The sequence below is a fragment of the Planosporangium flavigriseum genome, assembly GCF_011947225.1.
In the GTDB taxonomy this organism is placed as follows: Bacteria; Actinomycetota; Actinomycetes; order Mycobacteriales; family Micromonosporaceae; genus Planosporangium; species Planosporangium flavigriseum.
Genome location: NZ_JAATVW010000001.1, coordinates 23,304 through 44,829, shown reverse-complemented (window position 1 = coordinate 44,829; position 21,526 = coordinate 23,304). Strand labels below are relative to the sequence as shown.

17 protein-coding genes are annotated in these 21,526 nt (G+C 66.7%); 9 read left to right on the top strand and 8 right to left on the bottom strand.

Annotated elements, in window-relative coordinates; all coding sequences use genetic code 11:
- Positions 1 to 7: 7 nt before the first annotated feature.
- From HC028_RS00150 to HC028_RS00140, 3 genes are all read right to left on the bottom strand, one after another.
- Positions 8 to 625 (bottom strand): coiled-coil domain-containing protein 22, encoded by a 618-nt coding sequence (locus HC028_RS00150; RefSeq protein WP_168071662.1) that lies wholly within the window; start codon positions 623 to 625, stop codon positions 8 to 10.
- A gap of 31 nt (positions 626 to 656) precedes the next feature.
- Positions 657 to 1,499, bottom strand: coding sequence for a ribonuclease HI (locus HC028_RS00145; RefSeq protein ID WP_168071661.1), 843 nt, complete (start codon positions 1,497 to 1,499; stop codon positions 657 to 659).
- 74 nt (positions 1,500 to 1,573) lie between these two features.
- Entirely contained in the window at positions 1,574 to 2,011 is a 438-nt protein-coding gene (locus HC028_RS00140) for an MmpS family transport accessory protein (protein WP_203981221.1), read from the bottom strand.
- 236 nt (positions 2,012 to 2,247) lie between these two features.
- On the opposite strand from HC028_RS00140, the gene HC028_RS00135 reads away from it, so the two are divergent.
- The 5 genes from HC028_RS00135 to HC028_RS00115 all read left to right on the top strand — a co-directional run bounded on the left by HC028_RS00135 (position 2,248) and on the right by HC028_RS00115 (position 11,746).
- Positions 2,248 to 4,374, top strand: a complete 2,127-nt coding sequence (locus HC028_RS00135; RefSeq protein ID WP_168071660.1) for an N-6 DNA methylase family protein — start codon at positions 2,248 to 2,250, stop codon at positions 4,372 to 4,374.
- A 57-nt stretch (positions 4,375 to 4,431) separates the two neighbouring features.
- Entirely contained in the window at positions 4,432 to 6,039 is a 1,608-nt protein-coding gene (locus HC028_RS00130) for a class I SAM-dependent DNA methyltransferase (protein WP_168071659.1), read from the top strand.
- Positions 6,032 to 7,231, top strand: a complete 1,200-nt coding sequence (locus tag HC028_RS00125; protein ID WP_239075389.1) for a restriction endonuclease subunit S — start codon at positions 6,032 to 6,034, stop codon at positions 7,229 to 7,231. The genes HC028_RS00130 and HC028_RS00125 overlap by 8 nt, the downstream gene beginning before the upstream one ends.
- 295 nt (positions 7,232 to 7,526) lie before the next feature.
- The gene (locus HC028_RS00120; RefSeq protein ID WP_168071657.1) at positions 7,527 to 8,561 is read left to right on the top strand and encodes a Fic family protein; all 1,035 of its coding nucleotides are present in this window, start codon (positions 7,527 to 7,529) and stop codon (positions 8,559 to 8,561) included.
- Entirely contained in the window at positions 8,558 to 11,746 is a 3,189-nt protein-coding gene (locus HC028_RS00115; protein WP_239075390.1) for a type I restriction endonuclease subunit R, read from the top strand. Before HC028_RS00120 ends, HC028_RS00115 begins: the two co-directional genes overlap by 4 nt.
- Positions 11,747 to 12,031: 285 nt before the next feature.
- Here the strand turns inward: HC028_RS00115 and HC028_RS00110 are convergent, their stop codons facing one another.
- Both HC028_RS00110 and HC028_RS00105 read right to left on the bottom strand, forming a co-directional pair.
- Entirely contained in the window at positions 12,032 to 12,334 is a 303-nt protein-coding gene (locus tag HC028_RS00110) for a hypothetical protein (RefSeq protein WP_168071656.1), read from the bottom strand.
- Between the two features lie 203 nt (positions 12,335 to 12,537).
- Positions 12,538 to 12,795 carry a VOC family protein gene (locus HC028_RS00105; RefSeq protein WP_373313876.1) on the bottom strand — a complete coding sequence of 86 codons (258 nt, stop codon included), beginning with the start codon at positions 12,793 to 12,795 and terminating at the stop codon, positions 12,538 to 12,540.
- Positions 12,796 to 12,868: 73 nt separating this feature from the next.
- On the opposite strand from HC028_RS00105, the gene HC028_RS00100 reads away from it, so the two are divergent.
- Positions 12,869 to 13,129, top strand: a complete 261-nt coding sequence (locus HC028_RS00100; protein ID WP_168071655.1) for a hypothetical protein — start codon at positions 12,869 to 12,871, stop codon at positions 13,127 to 13,129.
- 434 nt (positions 13,130 to 13,563) lie between these two features.
- Here HC028_RS00100 and HC028_RS00095 read toward each other — a convergent pair whose 3' ends face one another.
- Entirely contained in the window at positions 13,564 to 13,800 is a 237-nt protein-coding gene (locus tag HC028_RS00095; RefSeq protein WP_168071654.1) for a hypothetical protein, read from the bottom strand.
- A gap of 152 nt (positions 13,801 to 13,952) precedes the next feature.
- Between HC028_RS00095 and HC028_RS00090 the strand changes: the two genes are divergently transcribed.
- A complete protein-coding gene (locus tag HC028_RS00090) occupies positions 13,953 to 14,876 on the top strand; it encodes a helix-turn-helix domain-containing protein (RefSeq protein ID WP_168071653.1) in 924 nt (307 codons plus the stop codon).
- The gene (locus HC028_RS00085) at positions 14,821 to 15,024 is read left to right on the top strand and encodes a DUF397 domain-containing protein (protein ID WP_168071652.1); all 204 of its coding nucleotides are present in this window, start codon (positions 14,821 to 14,823) and stop codon (positions 15,022 to 15,024) included. The genes HC028_RS00090 and HC028_RS00085 overlap by 56 nt, the downstream gene beginning before the upstream one ends.
- An 8-nt stretch (positions 15,025 to 15,032) precedes the next feature.
- Here HC028_RS00085 and HC028_RS00080 read toward each other — a convergent pair whose 3' ends face one another.
- Both HC028_RS00080 and HC028_RS00075 read right to left on the bottom strand, forming a co-directional pair.
- Complete coding sequence (locus HC028_RS00080; protein WP_168071651.1) at positions 15,033 to 18,134, bottom strand: N-6 DNA methylase; 3,102 nt, start codon at positions 18,132 to 18,134, stop codon at positions 15,033 to 15,035.
- A 106-nt stretch (positions 18,135 to 18,240) separates the two neighbouring features.
- Positions 18,241 to 18,996 (bottom strand): hypothetical protein, encoded by a 756-nt coding sequence (locus HC028_RS00075; RefSeq protein ID WP_168071650.1) that lies wholly within the window; start codon positions 18,994 to 18,996, stop codon positions 18,241 to 18,243.
- Positions 18,997 to 19,205: 209 nt separating this feature from the next.
- Here HC028_RS00075 and HC028_RS00070 point away from each other — a divergent pair, with 209 nt between their 5' ends.
- Complete coding sequence (locus tag HC028_RS00070) at positions 19,206 to 21,185, top strand: amino acid transporter (protein WP_168071649.1); 1,980 nt, start codon at positions 19,206 to 19,208, stop codon at positions 21,183 to 21,185.
- Positions 21,186 to 21,526 lie beyond the last annotated feature (341 nt).

The window sequence follows — 21,526 nt, the reverse complement described above, 5'->3', positions numbered from 1 at the left end:
GATCCTCCTAAGAAACCTTGGTCCAGTCGCCGCAGCGACGGCTCGTGAAGTACTGGCCGCCGGACAGAGTCACCGTCGGCCGGCCACCGGTGACGATGTCGTTGGCGACGATGTTGCGGCCGTTGGCGTCCGAATAGATAGCCCAATAGCACTGGCCGGAGACCGGATCCTTCGTGCGGTACGTACCGGGTTGAATGTCGACGTCGACCGCCCAGGTGCCCTCGTGGATGGTGTTCTGCGCCTGGACCTTCTCCGCCTGCGATACGGCGTCCTCGCGCTTCTTCACCTCGCCCTCGCGCGTCTGGACCCGGTCCTCGAGCTGCTTCACCGCGTCCTCACGGGTCTGCAGCTGGTCTGCGCGGGCCTTCTCCGTATCGCGTTCCTGGGTCATCGACCCCAGGCGCTTGCTGAGATCGCTGGCGGTGGCGCGGCTCTTCGCGTCGGCCTGGCGGTAGGTCTCGCTGCTGTGCTGGTAGTAGAAGGTGAGGCTCCAACCCGCGACAAGGGCCGCTGCGAGGACGAACGCGATCCAGAACCGCGGCCGGCGCCATACGCGCGGCTTGGGTGGAACCTCCGTAGCGGGCTCGTCCGGTGCTAAGTCGTCTGCCAATGGTTCAGTGGTCATGGGGCTTCTCCCGTCTCGGGTACTCGATGGCTCAGGCTGCGGCGCCGGCGGTGTGCCAGTCGCGGAGGAAGGCGTCGACGAGGTCCTCGGCCCGACCGCGCAGGTCGAACGGTTCGGTCAACCTGCGCCGAGCCATGTGCGAGAGCGCGTCGGCGGCCTCGTTGAGCGGGTGGCCGGCGTGGCCCTTGATGTGCTGGAAGGTCACACCGGGAAGATTCGGTACGAGCTCGGCGAGCCGCACGAGCGTCGGCTGCGCGGCCCGGATGCGGGGGCGCAGGCTGTACCCGGCCGGCATGGCCGTGCCGTCGCCGGCCTGCCAGCGGTGCAGATACGACAGCGCGCTCAGGCTGTCGACCAGCACGGTCAGCCGGTCCGGCGGCGTGACGAAGCCCGACAGCAGGTACTCCACCGCGCGGAGTTCGTTGATGAGCGCCCGGGACGGCCCGGTCGGGTCGAGGCGGCTGGTGGTGCGACCCCGCAGGCCGAAGTGCCCGTCGCTGACCACGTACGCGATCCCGCCGTACCTGCCCTTCCAACTCGCGTCGGTCGCGGCTACCAGGTCCGCGTCGGTGTGCGCCCAGCGGGTGACCAGGCTGCGGCCGCGGGCCGAGTCCCCGCCGCGCACGCCGGCCCGGCACCCACCCGCCGCGAGCCGGTCGTGGTCGGCGGCGAGCGCGTCCGCGGCCTCGAGCTGATGGGCCGCCGATGCGACCTCGTCGTAGCGGGCGGCGATCAGGGCGAGGTTCACCGCGTCGCTGATCTGACGGCAGCGTTCGCAGCGGTTGAGCGTCAGGTAGGGGCGCAGCGCCTCGGCGCGGTGGCGGAGCGCCTCGGGGAGTAGGGGCAGGGCGTTGGTGAACTCGTCCAGACGCACGACGTCTCCTGTGAACACCGGGGGAGAGGGGACGGGCGGGGCGGGCGGTCGCCCGCCCCGGGGAGGCAGTCGGCTCAGCCGGCGTGCGAGCAGGTCACGACGGCGTACTGGCCCTGCGAGCTGTTCTCGACGACGACCTTGCCGTCGACGCTGACGCGGCAGGAGATGGTGCCGCTGCCGCCGGACTGGGCGACGAGGCTCAGCATCAGGAAGGCGTCGCTGGAGGTCGCCTCCTTCTTCCAGGGCAGCGCGGTGCCGTTGGCCTGCGAGCTGTTGCCACCGATCCCGTACGTCACGGAGTTGGCCTTGCTGACGCCGTCACCGGTCACCTCGAAGACGACGGCGTGCTCGCCCTTCTTGGCCTGAGAGCCGGCGGCGTTCGACGCGGCGCCGGACGCCGCGGGCTTGTCCACGCCAGGGCCCTGGGTGGTGTCGTCCTTGCTGGCACCAGCCCCGCAGCCGAGAGCGAGTACGGCGAGCGTGGCGATTCCGAAGACGTGCAACTTGCGCATGCTGAGTGGCCCTTTCCAGGCATGAGGGTTCCGGGATCCGACGCCGCCGGAGAGTTTCTCGGCTCGTCGGTGTGCCTCTCGATGACAGCAGTGGTGATCTTCGAAGTCCAGGAACCATGCCACCGTGCTACTGATAACCCTGGTTATCAGCCTTGTAGCTGGACTAAAACCTGAGCGGTCTCTAATCTCACTGCAGGTCAGTGCAAGATCGATGACATACGAGAGGGGTGTACGCAATGGTCAGTACCGTTGTGGCCGTACCCCTGCTCATCTCCATGCCGGAGATCGCCGAGCTCGCCGGCGTCCAGCGGCCGGTCGTCACGACGTGGCGGCGCAGGCATCCGCAGTTCCCCGCCCCGGTCGACGAGGACCGGGGGCGGCCGCTCTTCGACGCCCGTGGCGTCGTGGACTGGCTCGTCGACACAGGTCGCGCTGATCGCCGTGAGATCGAGCCCGACCTGTGGCTGCACCTGCTGGGCTGTCTAGCCGGCGGTCTACCGCTGGGACGTGGTGGCCGGCGGCGGGCGGCCACGCTACGGCCCAGGGAGTTGACCGCGGCGATTACCGCCCTGATCTGCCTGCGTCACCTGGACGATGAGTTGCTCTCCCCGCACCGGCTTACCGAGCGGCAGGTCATCGCCGACCTTCGGGAGCGTGCCCGCGACGCCGACCCAGGTGACGACCTACTGCGGGGCGAGATCAACGCGTTGCCGGACGACGCCGCCTGGCTGGCGGCGGCGGTCGACGAGCTTGTGGAAGCGGCCTGGGGCTGCACCGAGGCGTACGAGCGGGTGCTCGCCGCCCGAAACCGGTTCACCGTGCCGGAGTTGTACGCCGATGCGGTGAACCCGGCCCTGGCAAGTCTGATCGCCGGGCTGTCCGGTGCCCGCGAGTACGCGGACCGGTACGGCACGGTCCTGGTCGCCGATCCGGCGGCAGGACCCGGCGATCTGCTCGTGGCGGTGCACCACCAACTCGGTGAGTACGCGACACCGACCTTCGTCGCCGCCGAGGCCGACCCATTCCGGGCACGCATCCTGCGCCGCCGACTGGCCGTGCACGGTCTCGGCGCCGCTGATCGGCAGGTGAACGTCGGCACCGAGCTGCCGGGGCCGGTGCCGGACGTGCTCGTCACGCGCCTGCCCTACCAGCCGAAAGAGGGCCGTGGCGAGGCCAACCCGCTCGCCGCCGTACGGGACATCACCGAGGAACTCGGGCCCGGCCAGACCGCGGTCGTGCTCGGCCCGGCGGACCTGCTCGTCGGCGCGCTGCCGCCGTACCGGCCCGCGGCGCGCACCCGCAATGAGCTGTTGAGCAGTGGCCGGGTGGAGGCAGTCATCCAACTCCCGGGTGGCCTGGTGCCGTTCCGCCCGGGCTATCAGACGGCGCTCTGGGTGCTGCGCCGAGAGGAAGGCTCGAAGTGGCAGGGCCGAGTCTTGCTCGCAGACGTCTCGGACCGGCCGCTCACCGCCGATGTCGTCGAGGCGCTGGTGTGGGACGTGACAACGTGGCGGCGAAACGGCCACCAGCCCCACCAGCATCTACGGGCGCATGCCGTCCAAGCGGCGGTCGCCGACCTGATCGCTCCTCGCAGACCGCTCACAACCCGACGTTCGGCGGGTCCACGGGTACTGACGAGAGACGTCCAGGAAACAATCGCCCGGGTCACCGACATCGAGGTCGAACTCGACGAACTGGCCGCGACCGAACTGCGGCCGGCTGTGCGCAGCCGGCTCGCCAGCCGAGACGACGCCGTGTCCGCGCCCACCCAGTCGATCGGAGCGCTCGTCAAGGCCCACCAGCTCACCGTGTACAACGGGTACCGGGTCGCGGCGGCCGACATCGTCCGGGACGGTCACCACCGGGTGCTGGGTGTGCCGGAACTGACCGGCACCTCAGCTGTTGGTGTGCGGGTCGTCGATCGCGGAGTGCTCGCCGCGAAGTATCCGCGGGTCCGGCTGACCGAGCCGGACGATCTCGTGGTCACCCTCGTGCCCCGCCTGTGTGTCTACCGCGACCAGGACGGATTCTCGGTCGTCGAGTTCCCGGCACGGGTGCTGCGCATTCCGCCCAGCGAGCGCTACCGGTTCACCCCACGGGTGCTAGCCGAATTGCTGACCCACGTCGGCCAGGCCGGCCGTGCCGCCGGCGCTGTTCGAGCAGCCTCGCGCTTGGATGAGTTGCAGATCCCGCTGCTCGCACCGGCCGAGGTGGCCCGCCTCGACATGCTGCTCGCGGTGATCGACGCGCGCCGGGCGATGGCCCGCCGCGAAATCGACCTCCTCGATGAGCTGGGCCGGCTCGCCGTCACCGGGGTTACCAACGGCACACTCACCATGACGGAAACGCCGATCGTCGGATAGACCCCCGCTGAAGAGACCAGCAAGACTGACTAACCCGTAATACGGACAAGGAGCACCATGCCACCCAGGAAGAAGGCCACCGGGCAGGCAACTCTGCCGGGCGTGCCCACCATGGCTGACCTACGCGACACGCTGTGGAAGGCCGCCGACAAGCTGCGCGGATCGATGGACGCCGCGCAGTACAAGGACTTCGTCCTGGGCCTGGTATTCCTCAAGTACGTCTCCGACGCCTTCGACGAGCGCCGCGAGGAGATCCGCAAGGAGATCCTCGACCAGGGCATCGACGAGTCACGCGTCGACGCCTTCCTGGACGACGTCGACGAGTACACCGGTCACGGCGTCTTCTGGGTGCCGCAGGAGGCGCGCTGGGAGCATCTGGCGGAGAACGCAAAGGGCGGAGAGATCGGCCTCCTGCTCGACAACGCCATGGACGCCGTCATGAAGTCGAACGAGGCGCTCCGTGCCGTACTCCCGAAGATCTTCAACCGGGACAACGTCGACCAACGGCGCCTGAGTGAACTGGTCGACCTCATCAGCGACGCCCGGTTCACCGGGCACGGCGACAAGCCCGCCCGGGACGTGCTCGGAGAGGTGTACGAGTACTTCCTGGAGAAGTTCGCCCGCGCGGAAGGCAAGCGGGGCGGGGAGTTCTACACGCCGCGCAGCGTGGTCAAGCTGCTGGTTGAGGTGCTCGAGCCGTACTCGGGTCGGGTCTACGACCCCTGCTGCGGGTCGGGTGGCATGTTCGTGCAGGCCGAGAAGTTCGTGCTCAACCACCGCGGCCGTCGCGACGACATCGCCGTCTACGGCCAGGAGTCCAACGAACGCACCTGGCGGCTGGCGAAGATGAACCTCGCCATCCACGGCATCAGCGGCAACCTCGGCCCCAAGTGGGAGGACACCTTCCACGCCGACAAGCACCCCGACCTGCGGGCCGACTTCATCCTCGCCAACCCGCCGTTCAACATGTCCGACTGGGCGCGGAAGACCGACGATCCGCGGTGGCGGTACGGGACCCCGCCGGCAGGTAATGCCAACTTCGCCTGGCTGCAGCACATAGTGTCGAAGCTCGGGGAGCGAGGCATGGCAGGCGTGGTGCTGGCCAACGGCTCGATGTCGTCGACGCAGTCGGGTGAGGGCGAGATCCGGGCAGCAATGGTAGAGGCCGACCTGATCTCGTGCATGATCGCGTTGCCGCCGCAGTTGTTTCGCACTACGCAGATCCCGGCATGCCTCTGGTTCTTTGCCAAGGACAAGAGTCCGCAGGGTGCGAAGAAGCTGGATGACCGGCGCGGTGAGGTGCTGTTCATCGACGCCCGGAACATGGGCACGATGGTCGACCGCACGGAACGGGTGCTGACGGACGAGGACGTCGCGAAGATTGCGGGGGCCTATCACGCCTGGCGCGGCACCGCCTCCGCGAAAGACGAGAAGTACGAGGATCTGGCTGGCTTCTGCTACTCGGCCACCTTGGACGAGATCCGCAAGCATGACCACGTCTTGACGCCGGGCCGCTACGTCGGCGCCGCCGAGGTCGACACCTCTGACGACGAGCCGATTGCCGACAAGATCGAACGGCTGAAGAAGGAACTATACGCGTACTTCGACGAGTCGGCTCGTTTAGGGACAGCTATCCGCGAGCAGTTGGAGCGCCTCGATGTCTGACCGTTGGCCTTTGGAGGAGCTGGGGCTACTCGGAGTAAAAGTGCTCGACTGCGAGCATAAGACCCCGCGTGACGCTGGAAGTGGATATCCGTACGTGGCGATTCCGAATATCGTTGATGGTCGGCTGGATCTAAATAGCGTTAGACGTATCACGCAACAGGACTTTGAGTTATGGACCCGTCGCACGAAACCACGGCAAGGGGATCTTATTATCACGCGACGCGGAAGGGTCGGTGATACAGCTGCGGTTCCGCGTGGACTTGAGTGTGCGATCGGGCAGAACTTAGTCATTGCGCGATCGGATGGGAGTCGCATCGATCAGCGTTACCTCCGATGGGCAACACGTGGTGAGCACTGGGAATCGGAAGTTGATCGCTTACTCAACGTTGGGGCTGTTTTTAGTAGCTTGAACGTAAGGGATATCCCCAGGATTCGCGTATATGTGCCTCCTATGCGTATGCAGCGTGGCATCGCTGACGCGTTGGATGCGCTGGACGACAAGATTGCCGTTAATGAGCGGATCGCTGCTACGGCGCGGGAGCTAGGGCTAAATTTGGTCCGCCAGGCTCTCGAAACGAGGTCGCACGAGCATGAGGTTGGTGCCCTTGCTGAGTTGATCAGTCGAGGTGTCACTCCTCGTTACAGCTTATCTGATAATGATTTATTGGTTTTGAATCAGAAATGCATTCGTAACGGTCGTGTGTCTTTGGAGCCAGGGCGCTTTACTCTCCGGGATAAGGTTCCCGACGGCAAGAAACTGAGGCTTCATGACATCCTTGTGAACTCCACTGGGGTAGGCACCCTAGGACGTGTAGCTCGCTGGACGCTCGCACGAGAATGTACTGTCGATACCCACGTCACAATTGTTCGGTTCGACCCAGCGAAAACCGATCAAGTTTGTGCAGGATTCGCCATGCTTCTCGCGCAGCCTGCGATCGAAGCAATGGGTGAGGGTAGTACTGGGCAGACCGAGCTGAGCCGGGTGAAGCTTGCTGGCATGCGGTTGCGGCTTCCAGATTCCGAGGCGATGGGCAACCTCCGCCCAGCGCTGGACGTGCTCGAGGCGCGCGGTGACCAGGCGCTGGCGGAGTCGCGTGACCTCGGGCATCTGCGGGACGCCTTGTTGCCGAAGTTGGTGTCGGGGGAGATCCGAGTCCGAGAGGTTGAGAAGGTCGTGGAGGACGCGACATGAGATCCGTCCGGGTCGCTGACTGTCATGCGGCGACGTCGAGCGACGTCGCCGTCGGAGCCCAGAGCCCTGTCCGTCGACGACTTCTCATCGGCGCACGCCTCCTCCAGGCTGGCGCTACGTCGCCTTCCGACGGGCCACGCTTCAGACTTGCGGCGAGTCGAGCCGGGTAGGCTCCGGCGCCATTCCGTCAACCCGCAGCGACCGAGTATCGGACAGATTTGGTAAGAACAATTAGCTAGCATCTTCCTATACCAAATTGTTCGCCCCTATCGCTACCAGGAGAGAGGTGCCGCACGTGGCCGGTCGGGGTCGCCCCAGCAGGGCCAGTGTCTATGAGCGCCTGGACCGGGCGTTGGCTGAACTCAACCAGCGGCTCGGCGGCCTGCCGCTTCCCAAGGAAGCCCAGGCCATCTGGGACGACATCTGGCACCAGGAGGCACACCACTCCACCGCGTTGGAGGGCAACACCCTCGTCCTCCGCGAGGTACAGGCCCTCCTTGGCCGGGGCCGGGCGGTCGGGGCGAAGTCGCTGCGGGAGTACAACGAGGTACGCGGATACGCCGACGCAGCGCAGTGGGTCTACAGCCAGGCGCTGGAACCGGACGGGTGGCACGACGGCCGGCTCGTCAACGTCAGTGAGGTACGTCGAGTGCACCTCACGGCCATGACCCCGGTGTGGGACGTGGCGCCACATCCGGACGCCACCGACCGGGAAGGGCCGGGCAACTTCCGCGAGCACGACATTCACCCGTTCTCCGCCGGCATGAACCCGCCGGCCTGGCCGCTGGTGCCCGCCCGCGTCGACGGGTGGATTGACAACGTCTGCGAGACCGGCGAACGGGTCCGGACGGCAGCGACCCTCGAACGGCCACTTCCCGAGGAACTCGCCCGACTGCACAACGAGTTCGAGCGGATCCACCCGTTTCTCGACGGCAACGGTCGCGCCGGCCGGCTGCTGCTCAACCTGATCCTGGTGCGCCTCGGCTATCCGCCCGTGATCATCTTCAAACGGCAGCGGGACGCCTATCTGGCCGCATTGCAACGGGCGGACGCGGGTGACCACGGCGCGCTGGGTGAACTCATCGCCCGCGCCATGTACGACAACCTCAACCGGTTCATCGTGCCGAACGTGGCCGGTCCGGTCCGGTTGGTGCCGCTGGCGGCCCTCGCGACCAAGGACGTCAGCCTGACGGCACTGCGGCACGCCGCCCGGCGCGGACGGCTGGACGCCGTGCAAGGGTCCGACGGCATCTGGCGCAGTTCCCGCAAGGCCGTGAACGCCTACCTTGCCGCCAAGCACAGCAGACGAAACCGCAAGGAGGAGTTGTGAGCCCGAACCGGGACATGTCCGAAGCGGACTGGGAGGCCTTCGCGCTCGACGCGCTCGGCGAGTTGGGCTGGGAACCCGTACCCGGCTCCTCAATCGCGCCGGGGACCGGCGAGCGCGAGTCGTGGTCCGAGATGATCCTCCCGGGCCGGCTGCGTGATGCGGTTGCCCGGCTCAACCCGCAGCTTCCTCCGCCCGCAGTGGACGAAGCGGTCGCCGAGGTGATGAGCGCCAAGTCGCGCGACGCCTTCGCCGAAAACCACCGGCTGCACGGCCTCATCACCAAGGGTATCCGTTCGGTCGTTTACACCGACGAGCATGGAGCCGAGCACAACCCGACCATCAGGGTGGTCGACTTCCGCGACGAAAGCGCCAACGACTTTCTCGCGGTCAACCAGGTGATGGTGGTCGATGGCGACCATAAGCGGCGCTTCGACGTCGTCTCCTACCTCAACGGCCTGCCGGTCGGCCTGGTCGAGTTGAAGAAGGCCGGCGATGCGTACGCCGACCTTCAGGGTGCCCACCAGCAGATCAGCACGTACGTCGAGGAGCTGCCGTTGGCCTTCCGGGCCAACGCGGTCTGCGTCGTCTCCGACGGCATCACCGCCCGCTACGGCACCGCGTTCACCCCGTTCGAACACTTCGCGCCGTGGAACGTCAAGGAAGACGGCGAGCCGGTGCCGCAGCCGGCGAAGAGCAGCGAGGATCTCGCGCTCAACCTCGCGCTTTACGGGCTGTTCGACCCGCGTCGCTTCCTCGACCTGCTGCGCGGCTACATCGCCTTCGGCGAGATCAAGGGCCACCCGGTCAAGCGGATCGCCAAGCCGCACCAGTACTTCGCCGTGGAGAAGGCGGTGCGCAAAACGGTTGAGGCGACCCGCAGCGACGGTAAGGCGGGCGTGGTCTGGCACACCCAGGGCTCCGGCAAGTCGATGGAGATGGAGCTCTACTCCTTCCAGATCGCCAGCCACCCGAGCCTGGGCAACCCGACGATCGTCGTGATCACCGACCGCACGGACCTCGACGACCAGCTCTTCTCGGCTTTCGCCGGCAGTGAATTGCTGCCGGAGCAGCCGGTCCAGGCGAACAGCCGGGACACGCTGCGCGCCGAACTGGCCAACCGGAACGTGGGCGGCATCATCTTCACCACGCTCCAGAAGTTCGGCCGTACCAAGGAAGAGAAGGAAGCGGGCCGAAACCACCCGCTGCTGTCCGACCGGCGCAACGTCATCGTCATCGTCGACGAAGCGCACCGCAGTCACTACGACAGCCTCGACGGGTACGCCCGGCACCTGCGCGACGCGCTGCCGCACGCCACGCTGATCGCGTTCACCGGTACGCCGATCTCGCAGGCCGACCGCAACACCCGTGACGTTTTCGGCGAGTACATCGACATCTACGACCTGACCCGGGCCGTCGACGACGGCGCCACCGTACGCGTCTACCACGAGAGCCGGCTCATCCCGGTCGACCTGCCGGAAGGCGTGGCCCCGGAGGCGATCGACGAGCGGGCCGACACAGTCACCTCCGGGCTCGACGACGCCGAGAAAGCGCGCATCCAGCGCACCGTCGCGGTGATGAACGAGATCTACGGCGCCCCGGCCCGGCTCAAGACCCTCGCCGCCGACCTGGTCGAGCATTGGGAGGCGCGGTCGGAACAGATGCGCAAGTACATCGGTGGCCCGGGTAAGGGGATGGTTGTCTGCGCTACCCGGGACATCTGCGCCCGCCTGTACGAGGAGATCATCGCCCTTCGTCCCGACTGGCACGACGACGCCGACGACAAGGGCAAGATCAAGGTCGTGTACACGGGCGGCCCGACCGACGAGAAGCACATCCGCAAGCACGTACGCCGGCCGTCGCAGACCAAGGCGGTGCACAACCGGGCGGTCGACCCGGATGACGAACTTGAACTGATCATCGTGCAGTCGATGCTGCTCACCGGCTTCGATGCGCCGCCGCTGCACACCATGTACCTCGACAAGCCGATGCGCGGCGCCGGGCTGATGCAGGCGCTTGCCCGGGTCAACCGCACCTTCCGCGCCAAGCAGGACGGCCTGCTCGTCGGCTACGCCCCGCTCACCCAGAACCTGCACGAGGCCCTGGCCGAGTACACGGAGAACGACCAGAACAGCAAACCCATGGGGCGCGACACCGAGGAACTGGTGAGCCTGCTCCGCGACCAGCACCAGGTCATCTGCGGCACGATCCTGCGCGGGTACGACTGGCGGGCCGTCCTCTCGGCCGGCGGTAAGCACAGCTACCGGAACGCCGTCCTTGGCACCATCAACTACCTGCGCGACCCCAGCATCACGGAGAACCAGGTCGATCCGGTAGAGGAGCCCACGCTCGCCGAGCGGTTCCGGCAGGCCGCAGCCCGACTTGACCGGCTCTACGCGCTGTGCGCCAGCAGCGGCCACATCAACGACCTGCGTGACGACATCGCGTTCTTCCAGGAAGTACGGGTCTGGATGGCCAAATACGACGTGGAGGACCGGCGCTCCCGCGGCCTGCCTATCCCGGCCGAGATCGCCCTGTACCTGAAGCAGTTGACGGCCGGCGTCATCGAGGCCAGCGGGGTCACCGACATCTACGCGGCTGCGGGCATCGAGCGGCCCGACCTGTCCCACCTGGACGATGCGTACCTGGAGCAGTTGCGCGCCTCGAAGACGCCCCACCTGGCGATCGAGGCGCTGCGCCGGGCTATCGAGCAGACCATGCGCAAGGTGACCCGCCACAACGTCGTGCGCCAGGAGAGCTTCTCGGCCCGGCTTGTGGAGCTGATGCGCCGCTACACCAACCAGCACCTCACCTCCGCCGAGATCATCGCCGAGCTGGTGAAGATGGCCAAGGAGGTCAGCGCCGACGCCAACCGCGGCCAGCGGTTTAGCCCGGCGTTGACCGAGGACGAGTTGGCCTTCTACGACGCGGTGGCGCAGAACGAGGCGGCCGTGCAGGAGATGAGCGAGGGCGTGCTCGCCGATATCGCTCGCGATTTGGTCAAGTCGGTCCGTCAGTCCGTGACCGTCGACTGGATGTCGCGCGACGACGTCCGAGCCAAGCTCCGCTCAAGGATCAAGCGGCTGCTCGCGGTACACGGCTATCCGCCGGACGCCGCACCGGTCGCTATCGATCTCGTCCTGCGCCAGATGGAGACCTTCGCAGAGGAATGGTCGCCCGCCGCGTAGGGATTGAGGACGATCTGTACTCGGCTCCGTCGATGATTCGAACAGGTGGAGAAAATGCCACGTAGGGAACCAGCTACTCTTGCTGCGTTCTTGAGGATCATTGATGATCCACGATCAGCGGGGACCTGCAGTGGTATTTCGGGGTCGGGCAGCGACCGTTGGCTCGGCGGTTCGCCTCCGTGGTACCCGTTGCGCACCGGGTAGGGCGGGATTCTCACACACCACTTATGGCCGTCGCGGGTGACGACAACCCGATAGGTCTGGTCGCTCAGGTCCTCAGTTCTCCTACGCGCCGAGGACGACCCGGCGACCATCGGGTGCGAGAAGCACGACCGCCTGCTCGCCATGGTCGGCCACTGCCGCCCAGGCTGTGCATTTTTCGCCGTATCCCAGGAAGTTCCAGCTGCCCAGAACGCCCCAGACCGTGTGGCGCTCGAACCGGTTTAGTCGGACGTTTCCGTTACAGTCCTTGACTTCGACACGCCAGCCGCTGAGGTTGGTCGCGCCGTCGTCAACCACGATAAAGCGGACACCGTCCACGTCGGAGCAGTACTCGAAACGCAATTCTTCCGGTGATGCTGAATCCATGGCGAGAGTCTATGGGGCGTTGCACTTCGTTGTGTCATTCGACTGGCCGGTCACAGTGCCGCCTCCTTTGTGTCCGGGGGGCTATTGCCCGTGGTGGACGGCTTCGACGTTGTGTCCGTCGAGGTCGTGCAGGAACACGCCGTAGTAGCCCGCGTGATACTCAGGCCATTCACGCGGGCCGTGTAGCACCTCTGCGTCGGCGGTCACAGCTGCTGCGTGAACAGCCTCGACGGCCGCGCGGTCGCCGGCGCGGAAGGCACGTGCAGCTCCCGCGTCTCAGGGCCCGTGGCGGGGCCGAGCCAGAAGCCCGGGACGCCATCAGGGCCGGTGATACCCACGACGAAGGACCCGTCATGCGGAATGCGCATCGCTTCCCGCATCCAGAGTGGCGCGAAGACGCGCAGGTAGAAGGCGAGCGATGCGTCGACATCAGCAACCTGGACACCCGCGCGAGCGAACATGGCTGGCGGCTAGCGGCGGCGTACGACAATTCGCATCGTCTGCGCCGAGCCGAACTGGCAGGGGCATCTCCCCGTGACCGCGGTACCTGAACTATCCACGCCGGCCCGTCCGGCTCGGCGTGCCGGCCGCTGGCTAGCGGCGGGAGCCGTCGCCTCCGCCGCCGGGCTCGCCGCGACCGGCGTCGCCATCGCGGCGGCTGACCATGTCGACGACCTCTGTCGGCGGCAGTGCGAGCATCTGTTCCACCCCATCACCGCTGCCATGCCTGCGTACGCGTTGCCCTTGTCGGTTGTCGGCGCGGTCCTTGTCGTGGTGGCCGCCGTGCTGGCGTAGCCGGGTACCGCAGGGGATCCGGCCCGTTGCGTGCCGCCGCCCGGTTCCTCGTCCTACTCTCGATTCTTGACGCACTGTTCGCGTGGTGGCTCGGGGTGTACGCAATCCATGCGGATATTCCGATCGAGCCGCCTCACTGTGTCGGGTAGCTTCCCTTCCTCGTTGGTCACTTGCCAGAGACGTAGGGTCGCACGAGCATCGTTCCCCGGGCCGGCTCGTCCGTCAGAGCCCACTGGCTGAAATGGTCGACCATCTGCCGGGCGTGCCGGAGTTGGTCGCACGGCCACACGCGACCACACCATCGGCAGCACCCGGTGCCGTCGATCTGATGCCGCGCGACGACCTGCTCGTGGTACGCCACCTGGGCCGTCGCGTACCGCGCGAACGCAACCGCCTGGGACTGGTATACGCCCATCCCGGTCAGCGCCCGCAGCTCACGGCAGAGAATCCGGGTCTATGGGCTCAGCGCCAGTGACCGCCCACGCGTAGAGGGTGTCCAGGCACGGCCATGCCTTGCCGCAGCCGGTGCACAGCTGCCGGACGAAAGCACGCGGCCGGTGAACGACGAGCAGGCGGCGCGCTTTCAGGATGTCCGATTCGGACGCCATCGAACTGAGCGGCACGGTGAGCCGCCGCCGCTGTCTTTCGGGACTGTGGCCGTCATCGTCCACCGTCGACTCCCTTCGACTGCCGTGAACCCGCGGCAAGGTTGCACCCGCTTCTCAGCGGCCGTCAACGTTATGTCGTAAGTTTGCGCAATCGGGCTTGTGGTCATGATGGCGATCGATGAGACTGGCGCTCGATCCGGGGAGGGGAGAGGTCAATGCCGAAACCGATCGGGCCGACAATTCCGCGGTGGCAGCTCGGGGAGCAGCTCGCTCGCCTTCGCGACTCAGCCGGCATCTCGCAGGCGCAGATCGCCGACCGGCTCGGCTGCTCCGTCAGCAAGGTCCAGAAGATCGAGGCCGGCGACGTGGGGATCGTGCGCGCCGAGTTGCTGCTCATGCTCGATGTGTACGGCGTGAGCGACGCCGAAGTGCGTGACTCACTGCTGGAGCTTCAACGGCTGGGCAAGCAGCGCGGCTGGTGGAAGACGTTCGGTCAGGTGCCCGCGCCGTTCGCGACCTTCCTCGGGATGGAGAGCGCGGCGACCCGGATCCAGGTATTCGAGCCGATGGTGATCTACGGTCTGCTGCAAACCGAGGATTATGCTCGCGCCATCGCGGAGACGTGCGAGCTTGGGCTGACCGAGGAGCAGGTCGAGCGGCAGGTCAAGCTACGCATGGAGCGGCAGCAGCGGGTACTCGAGGAGGATTCGCCGGAGCTGTGGGTGATCCTTGACGAGGCGGTGCTGTACCGCGAGGTCGGCGGCAAGGCGGTGATGGCCGCTCAGCTCAAGCGCCTGGTGGCGATGGCCAGGGAGATGACGTTGCAGGTGGTTCCGCTCTCGCACGGTGGCTATCCGGGAGTTCGTGGGTCGCTGACGATCTTCGACTTCGACGAGCGGATGCACTCACCGGTCGCGTACGTCGAGGGGCAGGCGGGCAACCTGTATATGGAAAAGGCTGACGATCTGCGCCGGTGTAGCGTGGTCTACAACCACATGAGGGCGACCGCGCTCAGCAAGCAGGAGTCTGTCAAGCTGATCGCGGCCGTGGCTCGCCAGTACGCCGAAGCTGACGGAGCACATCGTGAACCCCGATCTGTCCCGCACCGTGTGGCGAAAGAGCACGCGGTCGACGAATAACGGCCAGTGCGTCGAGGTCGCGTTCCTGGATCAGGACGTGGCGGTCCGAGACTCCAAGGACCAGTCAGGTCCGGTGCTGATGTTCGCTGGCGGCGAGTGGGCCGCTTTTGTCGACGGTGTACGACGGGGCGAGTTCGACCTCCGCTGAGCCTGGGCCTAGCTAAGCATCTCCTGCACGATGGCGCCGATCTCCGTTGAGCCAGGATGGGCGGCCAGCGCTGCGCGAACCTGCCGTCGGAGTGTCACGAAGTTCGCGTGAACGTCGATGTCCATTGCCTCAACCGCGCGGGCCTGCTGAGAGCCGAGGTCGGCAAGGCGTTGATGTTTCGGGTCATCCGGGTCGTACAGCGGGATCGGCAGCCTCCAGAGATGCTTGCTTACGTCCCGCTCGTCCTTGCCATAGGACATCAGCGGTCGGACAAGTTCAGTTAGGACGGGGCTGTTGAGGATGGCGCACAGGTAATTGCCCTCCGCTCTCGAAGCAACCGTGCAGAAGTACAGTGCGTGCTCGATGATCGTATCTGGGTCGTTAACCACCGCAGCCGCCACATGCATGCCGGCTTTGCCGTAGGCGACCCGCAGTGGCGGCGCCGGGATCTGCGCCGTGAGCTTATGGCGGTAGTCGAGTTGTTCAGCGAGTGTCAGCCGGACACTTGACCGATGCGTCGTCCACAGGTCCTCGACGCGCCGCCACCATTCCTCGAGTCCTGGATGGCGCTCAAGCTCCGGGTCGTCGATGTCAATAAGGCGTGATCCGACAAGCGGCAGCACCGCTTCCCGGGCGCGCAGGATCCGGTAGGGCAACAGGCTGTCACCGCGTAGGACCGGGCGGACGAACCGCGCTTCAACCATGCCCTCCACGCCGGGCAGGCTCCTCCACGGCGCCTTCTCGTAGCTGCTGCGCGCCGAGCGAACCTCGCGAAAGCCGGCAGGCCGGCCAAGCGGCCCGGCCGGTGCGTCCTCGACGAAGAACAGCACCTGAGGGAAGATATTCGCCCCCGACGAGAAACGCGGCTCATACGGTGACTTGTCCAGCGTGTCTCCACCGGCTGCGAGCTCGGCGTCCTCGCGCCAGACGCAGGGCTCGATGTGCTGCCATGACTGAGCACCGGGCGGGAGCTTGCCGGACCATCGTTCGGTCGTCGACGGCAAAGCTCGGCGCCGGGTCGTGGTGGTCCGACGCCCGAAGACCACGCCGGCACCTTGGGGGAACAGATGCGGGCGCAGCCGCCGCAGGTCCCAGGAGTGCGTGAACGCCACGGCTGTCGGCTCGACCGGGTCGCTGTACCAGCCGTAGCGGAAGCCACTGAAGTAGTCCCCGTCAAGGGCGGCGTTGGGCATCACGAAGCCGAACGATCCGTCGACCTTGAGGTACTGCTGGATGGTGCGCGCCACGAACAGCGCAGACAGGTCCTGGTGGGTGGCGAACTGGTTACCGTGCCATAGCCCGCGATCCCGCGAGAGCGTGCGGAACACCGACTGCATCTCGGCGGACATGTGTCGGTACGACAGCCAGGGCGGGTTACCCACCAATACATCCACCCGATTGGCCTGCATCGCGAGCCATACCGGGCGGGCGAGGTTTCGAATGTAGTAGTTCCAGATATGGTTGCGGTCCTCGTCATGGAGATCGGACATGACGCTGAAAGTTTCTGCGATCAACGGACGGTCCTGCTCGTCAATCGCCAGTCGGTCCAGCAGAGCGGTCAGTGCCGATCGGGTACGCCGTTCGTGGGGCTTGGCTGCCAACGCGGAGAGGGAGGTGACGAGCCGGTCGAACTGGCTCGCGTTGTTGAGGAGGTGCTCCGGGAACTGCAGGGCTTCTACGACCGCGTTGGTCTCCACGCCTGTGCGGATCTTGAGGTGTTCCTCAGTGAAGAGATCGATGCGCTCTTGCCACTGGACACTGTCGCCAAGGTAGACCGGGATCGAGACGGGACCTCGGCTCGGATTGTTGAGGCGGTCACGGCCGATCGCCAGCAGGTACGTGACGCGAGCCAGGGCTACCGCCACGGGGTGCAGGTCGACGCCGACCACGTGGTCCGAGAGTCCGGTGAGTGCCTCGGTGAGTGGGACCCCGGCTTGGTCGGCCGCGTTGAGATAGCGGCGTACCGCATGGAACAGGAAGGTGCCCGACCCGCAGGCCGGGTCCAGGACCCGTTGCCGCAGCGGCTCCGTGACCGTGGCGTCCACTACTCGCTCCGCGAGCCAGTCGGGCGTGTAGTACTCGCCCATCCGTTTGCGGGTCTCCGCGCCGATGATCGACTCGTACAGGGTCTTGAGGACGTCGTGCTGGACCTGCGACCAATCGAATCGGGCAAGTCGTCGTGTGAGGGCGAGTACGAACGGGGCGCCACCCGGGACTTCAATTGTCCAGTCGAAGAAGTCGTGCTCGACGACCCCACCGATCCCAGCCTGGTCGAATCGCTGTCCGCTGAGCAGGTTGGCCGGTGGCCCGCTCATGACGTCGAAGCCGACGACGAGGTGGGCGATGATGCTCGCACTGTTCATCATCAGCGTGTGCTCGATGAAGAGTTCCTTGTCATCGACGAACTGTGTGCCGAGCGCGCTGCGCAGTAGCTGAGCCCAGAGTTCGCGTTTGAGCTTGACCGACGCGGCATCGGCGTGTTCGTCATAGAGGGCGGCGAGCGCAGCACGATCAAGGGCGTGGGAGGTGCTGTCGGCACCCAGACGTCGGGCGATCTCGGCGGGCGTCGGCGGGATGCCCTGGCGGGTGGCGAGAACACCCTCCAGCCAGAACAGCAGGTCCAGCCCGCTCGAATGGGCGGATGTCAGGTCGTGCCGCGTCACCTGGGAAAGGCCGTCGCCTACGAGGTGGTACGCCCGCCACTGCATCCCGTCGGTGAGCACGCCGACATAGCGCTGACCCGTTTGGCCGCTTCGGGCCTGCAGGTAACCTGCCAACTGGCGTTCGGCACTGCGCGCGCTGCCTGCGCCGGCGAGGCTCTTCTTCACCTCGATGACGGTGAAGCCCGTTTCGATGTCTATCCGCCGGCCGTCGCCGACCTGGGTTTCCAGGTCCACGTCAAGATCATCGTCGCCGAGTCCGAAGTCCCCGTTTAGAAGTAGTTGTCGGATGTCGGCCTGCAGCGTGGCCTCGCTGCGAGGGCGGGAGCGGTTGGCCAGTCGGCCCAGGATCGTACGCAGTGAAATCGGGAGGCCGTGGTGCGTTTCGTCATCCTCGGCTCTCCTGCGACGAATCGGCGGGTCGTCGACATGATGATCCGATGCCACCATGTGACATTCTGATCACGGCAAGTCATGGATCTACATGGCCCGATCGGTTGAATACTACGAGGCGAACGCAAGCGGTTACCACGAGTAGGTTGGCCATCGCCATCATTCAGCGACCGAGCACCTCGTACGCCCGCGGCAGGTCGTCCACAGCAAGCACCCGCACCGGCGTGTTCCGGCCCTTCACCGTAACGAGAACGAGCGGATAGTCGGGAGTGTGGAGGGCCGCCTCCAACTCGGTGACCGCGTCCACCAGGGGCGCCGACGCAGGGAGGCGACGCGGGATGACGGGCCCGACCCGCGGGTCGTCGGCCAGCGTGACCACGGGTTGACCGAGGGAGACGAGCGCCATGCCGTCCTCGTCGGCCTGCGCCTCCAGCCAGCGGGCGACCTGCTCTCGGGTGACCAGGAGCCAGCCGTGCTGGTCGTGCCGGTAGGGCACCTGGGAGAAGTCCCCCTTGTGCATCAGGCTCAGGGCCTCGCGCAGCGGGGTGGACGGTTCGCATGTCCGCGCCTCCACCGCGACCTCTGTGATCCGGGCCGGGTTGCGCAGTGAGGAGACCACCCGTTCCAGGCGGAGGACGACCTGCTCGGGCGGGAGCGCGACCGGGCCGGCGTAGTCGTCGAAGGACACGTGGGCGTAGGCGTTGCGCGCGTGGCGGCAGCTGTCGAGGAAGTCCGCGGCCGAGCGCGTGAGCAGTTTCCGCTGCTCGGCCCAGCGAAGCAGCTGTGCGTTGTCCGGGATGGCGTACCGGGACTGCTGCTGTTCGAGCTCGCTCCAGCGATCTTTCAGGCACGCCTCCAGCGCCCTCCATGCCGCCATGAAGCGGTCGGCCAATGATGCGGGCGGGCTCTGGTTCGCCATCGTGCGGATCCTCCTTGCGCCGGCGCCGTTTCAGGGAAGAACGCCGGATATGTACCGAGAACAACCGGACGTTGAGGGTACTTGCCGCAGAACCCGCGAAGACCTGACCTTCACCACGACGCGGGTGCCGGCGCGCCCAGCGATTCGGACTGGCGGCGTGCGGGCATCATCGAGTCGGCAACAGCTGATCGTCGGTGAAGAAGGGCTCCATGACTACCGCGCCTGAGCTGGCAGTTCCGGATCGGGTCGACAGCCCGGTACGGCCGAAGGAGCCGCGCGGCGCGCTGGGGCGCTGGCTGCTCGCGCACCGTGTGCAGCCGGTCGGGCCGGCCAGCGGGGAGGCGCACGCGAAGCCGCACGCGTGGTGGAAGGTCATGTGCCTGACGGGCGTCGACTACTTCTCGTCCCTGTCCTACGTCCCGGGTATCGCCGCGCTCGCGGCCGGGGCGCTGTCCCCGCTCGCGACGCTGCTGATCGTCGCGCTCACGTTGCTGGGCATGCTGCCGATGTACCGGCGGGTGGCCGCCGAAAGCCCGCACGGGCAGGGCTCGGTGGCGATGCTGGAGCGGCTGCTGCCGTTCTGGCGCGGCAAGCTGTTCGTGCTCGTCCTGCTCGGGTTCGTCGCCACGTCCTGGATCATCACGATCACCCTGTCGGCGGCCGACGCCAGCGTGCACATGATCGAGAATCCGTACCTGCCCGGCTTCCTGCACGGCCACGCGGTCGCGATCACCGTGGTGCTGCTGCTGCTCCTGGGTGGGGTGTTCCTGCTCGGCTTCTCCGAAGCCGTCGGGGTCGCCATCCCGCTGGTGGCTGTCTTCCTGGGCCTCAATGCGGTCATCGTCGTCGTCGGCCTGGTCGATGTGTTCACCACCGCCGGCGCGTTATCGACCTGGACCCACGCGCTGACGTCCGGCGGCGGCGGGTTCGGTGGCCTGGTCGGGCCGGCCGTGCTCGCGTTCCCGCTGCTGGTGCTGGGCCTGTCCGGCTTCGAGACCGGGGTGAGCATGATGCCGCTGGTCGCGGCCGACGGCGCTGACGACGAGCAGCGGCTGCGGTCGCGCATCCGCAACGCCCGCAAGTTATTGACCGCCGCCGCGGTCGTCATGTCGGTGTACCTGATCGCGACCAGCTTCGTCACCACCGTGCTCATTCCGGCGAAGGAGTTCCAGCCGGGCGGCGCGGCCAACGGCCGCGCGCTGGCGTACCTGGCCCACGCGCACCTCGGTGAGGCGTTCGGCACCGTCTACGACATCAGCAGCATCCTGATCCTGTGGTTCGCCGGGGCGTCGGCGATGGCCGGATTGATCAACATCGTGCCCCGGTACCTACCCGGCTACGGCATGGCGCCGGAGTGGGGCCGGGCCGTCCGCCCGGTCGTGCTGGTATACACCGCGATCAGCATCGCCATCACGATCGCATTCCGCGCCGACGTCAACGCCCAGGCCGGTGCCTACGCCACCGGCATCCTGGCCATGATGGTCTCGGGTGCGTTCGCGGTGACGGTCTCCGCCGTACGCCGCCGCCAGCACGCGGCCACCGCCGGCTTCGCGCTGCTCACGCTGGTCCTGCTGTACGCCCTGCTGGAGAACATCCGCGAGAAGCCGGACGGCATCGCGATCTCGGCGCTGTTCATCGCCGGCATCGTCATCGTGTCGCTGATCTCCCGGGTGTCGCGCACCACCGAACTGCGCGCGAACTCCATCGAGTTCGATCAACCCGCCCGCCGGTTCGTCACCGACTCGCTGGCCTTCGACGGTGCCCTGAACATCATCGCCAACCGCCGGCAGGCCGGCGACGCGGCCGAGTACGCGGCCAAGGAGGCGGCCGTCCGCGGTATCAACCCCGTGCCCGGCAACGCGGACATTCTGTTCCTCGAGGTCAACGTCGTCGACCCGTCCGAGTTCAGCGAGGCGCTACGCGTGCGCGGGGTCGAGGTGGGCGGGCACCGGATCCTGCGGGCCACCAGCCCGGCCGCCCCCAACGCGATCGCCGCGATCCTGCTCGCCGTGCGCGACGCCACCGGGGTGAAGCCGCACTGCTACTTCGAGTGGGCCGAAGGCAGCCCCATCGTGCACCTGCTGCGGTACCTGCTCCTCGGGCGCGGTGACACCGCCCCCGTCGTACGGGAGATCATCCGGCAGAGCGAACCGGCCCCGGAGCGCCGGCCCGGCATCCACGTCGGCTGACCGGCGTCCGCCGCGACCGGCCGGGCGAGCGCATTCTCGCGCCCGCCCGGCCGGTCGCCGTTAACCCCACAATTTGTAGGTGTCATTTCTCGACATTGTCACCGGGGCGGATTAACGGCGCACGATACCCAGGTCACCTCATGTAGCGGTTATGGTCGCGCTCCTCAATCAGGTGAATGCATTGACTAAAGTCATTGCATTCGTCCATCGTCAGTTCAGGCGAATCTGGGTCACGGTCGGTCGCGAGGGCGGAAATGTCGGAAAATTTGCCTGAATCGCCCCGAATGGGAGCGCTTCCTTTCGGGGCAGCGTCCGGGGTGCCGATTTCTTTACACCATCAG

Bases quoted from the DNA above. Each gene is read 5' to 3' on its own strand.
- HC028_RS00075 (WP_168071650.1), bottom strand. From the start codon at position 18,996: ATGGCGAACCAGAGCCCGCCCGCATCATTGGCCGACCGCTTCATGGCG.
- HC028_RS00135 (WP_168071660.1), top strand. From the start codon at position 2,248: ATGGTCAGTACCGTTGTGGCCGTACCCCTGCTCATCTCCATGCCGGAG.
- HC028_RS00125 (WP_239075389.1), top strand. From the start codon at position 6,032: ATGTCTGACCGTTGGCCTTTGGAGGAGCTGGGGCTACTCGGAGTAAAA.
- HC028_RS00070 (WP_168071649.1), top strand. From the start codon at position 19,206: ATGACTACCGCGCCTGAGCTGGCAGTTCCGGATCGGGTCGACAGCCCG.
- HC028_RS00150 (WP_168071662.1), bottom strand. From the start codon at position 625: ATGACCACTGAACCATTGGCAGACGACTTAGCACCGGACGAGCCCGCT.
- HC028_RS00105 (WP_373313876.1), bottom strand. From the start codon at position 12,795: ATGTTCGCTCGCGCGGGTGTCCAGGTTGCTGATGTCGACGCATCGCTC.
- HC028_RS00110 (WP_168071656.1), bottom strand. From the start codon at position 12,334: ATGGATTCAGCATCACCGGAAGAATTGCGTTTCGAGTACTGCTCCGAC.
- HC028_RS00140 (WP_203981221.1), bottom strand. From the start codon at position 2,011: ATGCGCAAGTTGCACGTCTTCGGAATCGCCACGCTCGCCGTACTCGCT.
- HC028_RS00080 (WP_168071651.1), bottom strand. From the start codon at position 18,134: ATGGTGGCATCGGATCATCATGTCGACGACCCGCCGATTCGTCGCAGG.
- HC028_RS00130 (WP_168071659.1), top strand. From the start codon at position 4,432: ATGCCACCCAGGAAGAAGGCCACCGGGCAGGCAACTCTGCCGGGCGTG.
- HC028_RS00090 (WP_168071653.1), top strand. From the start codon at position 13,953: ATGCCGAAACCGATCGGGCCGACAATTCCGCGGTGGCAGCTCGGGGAG.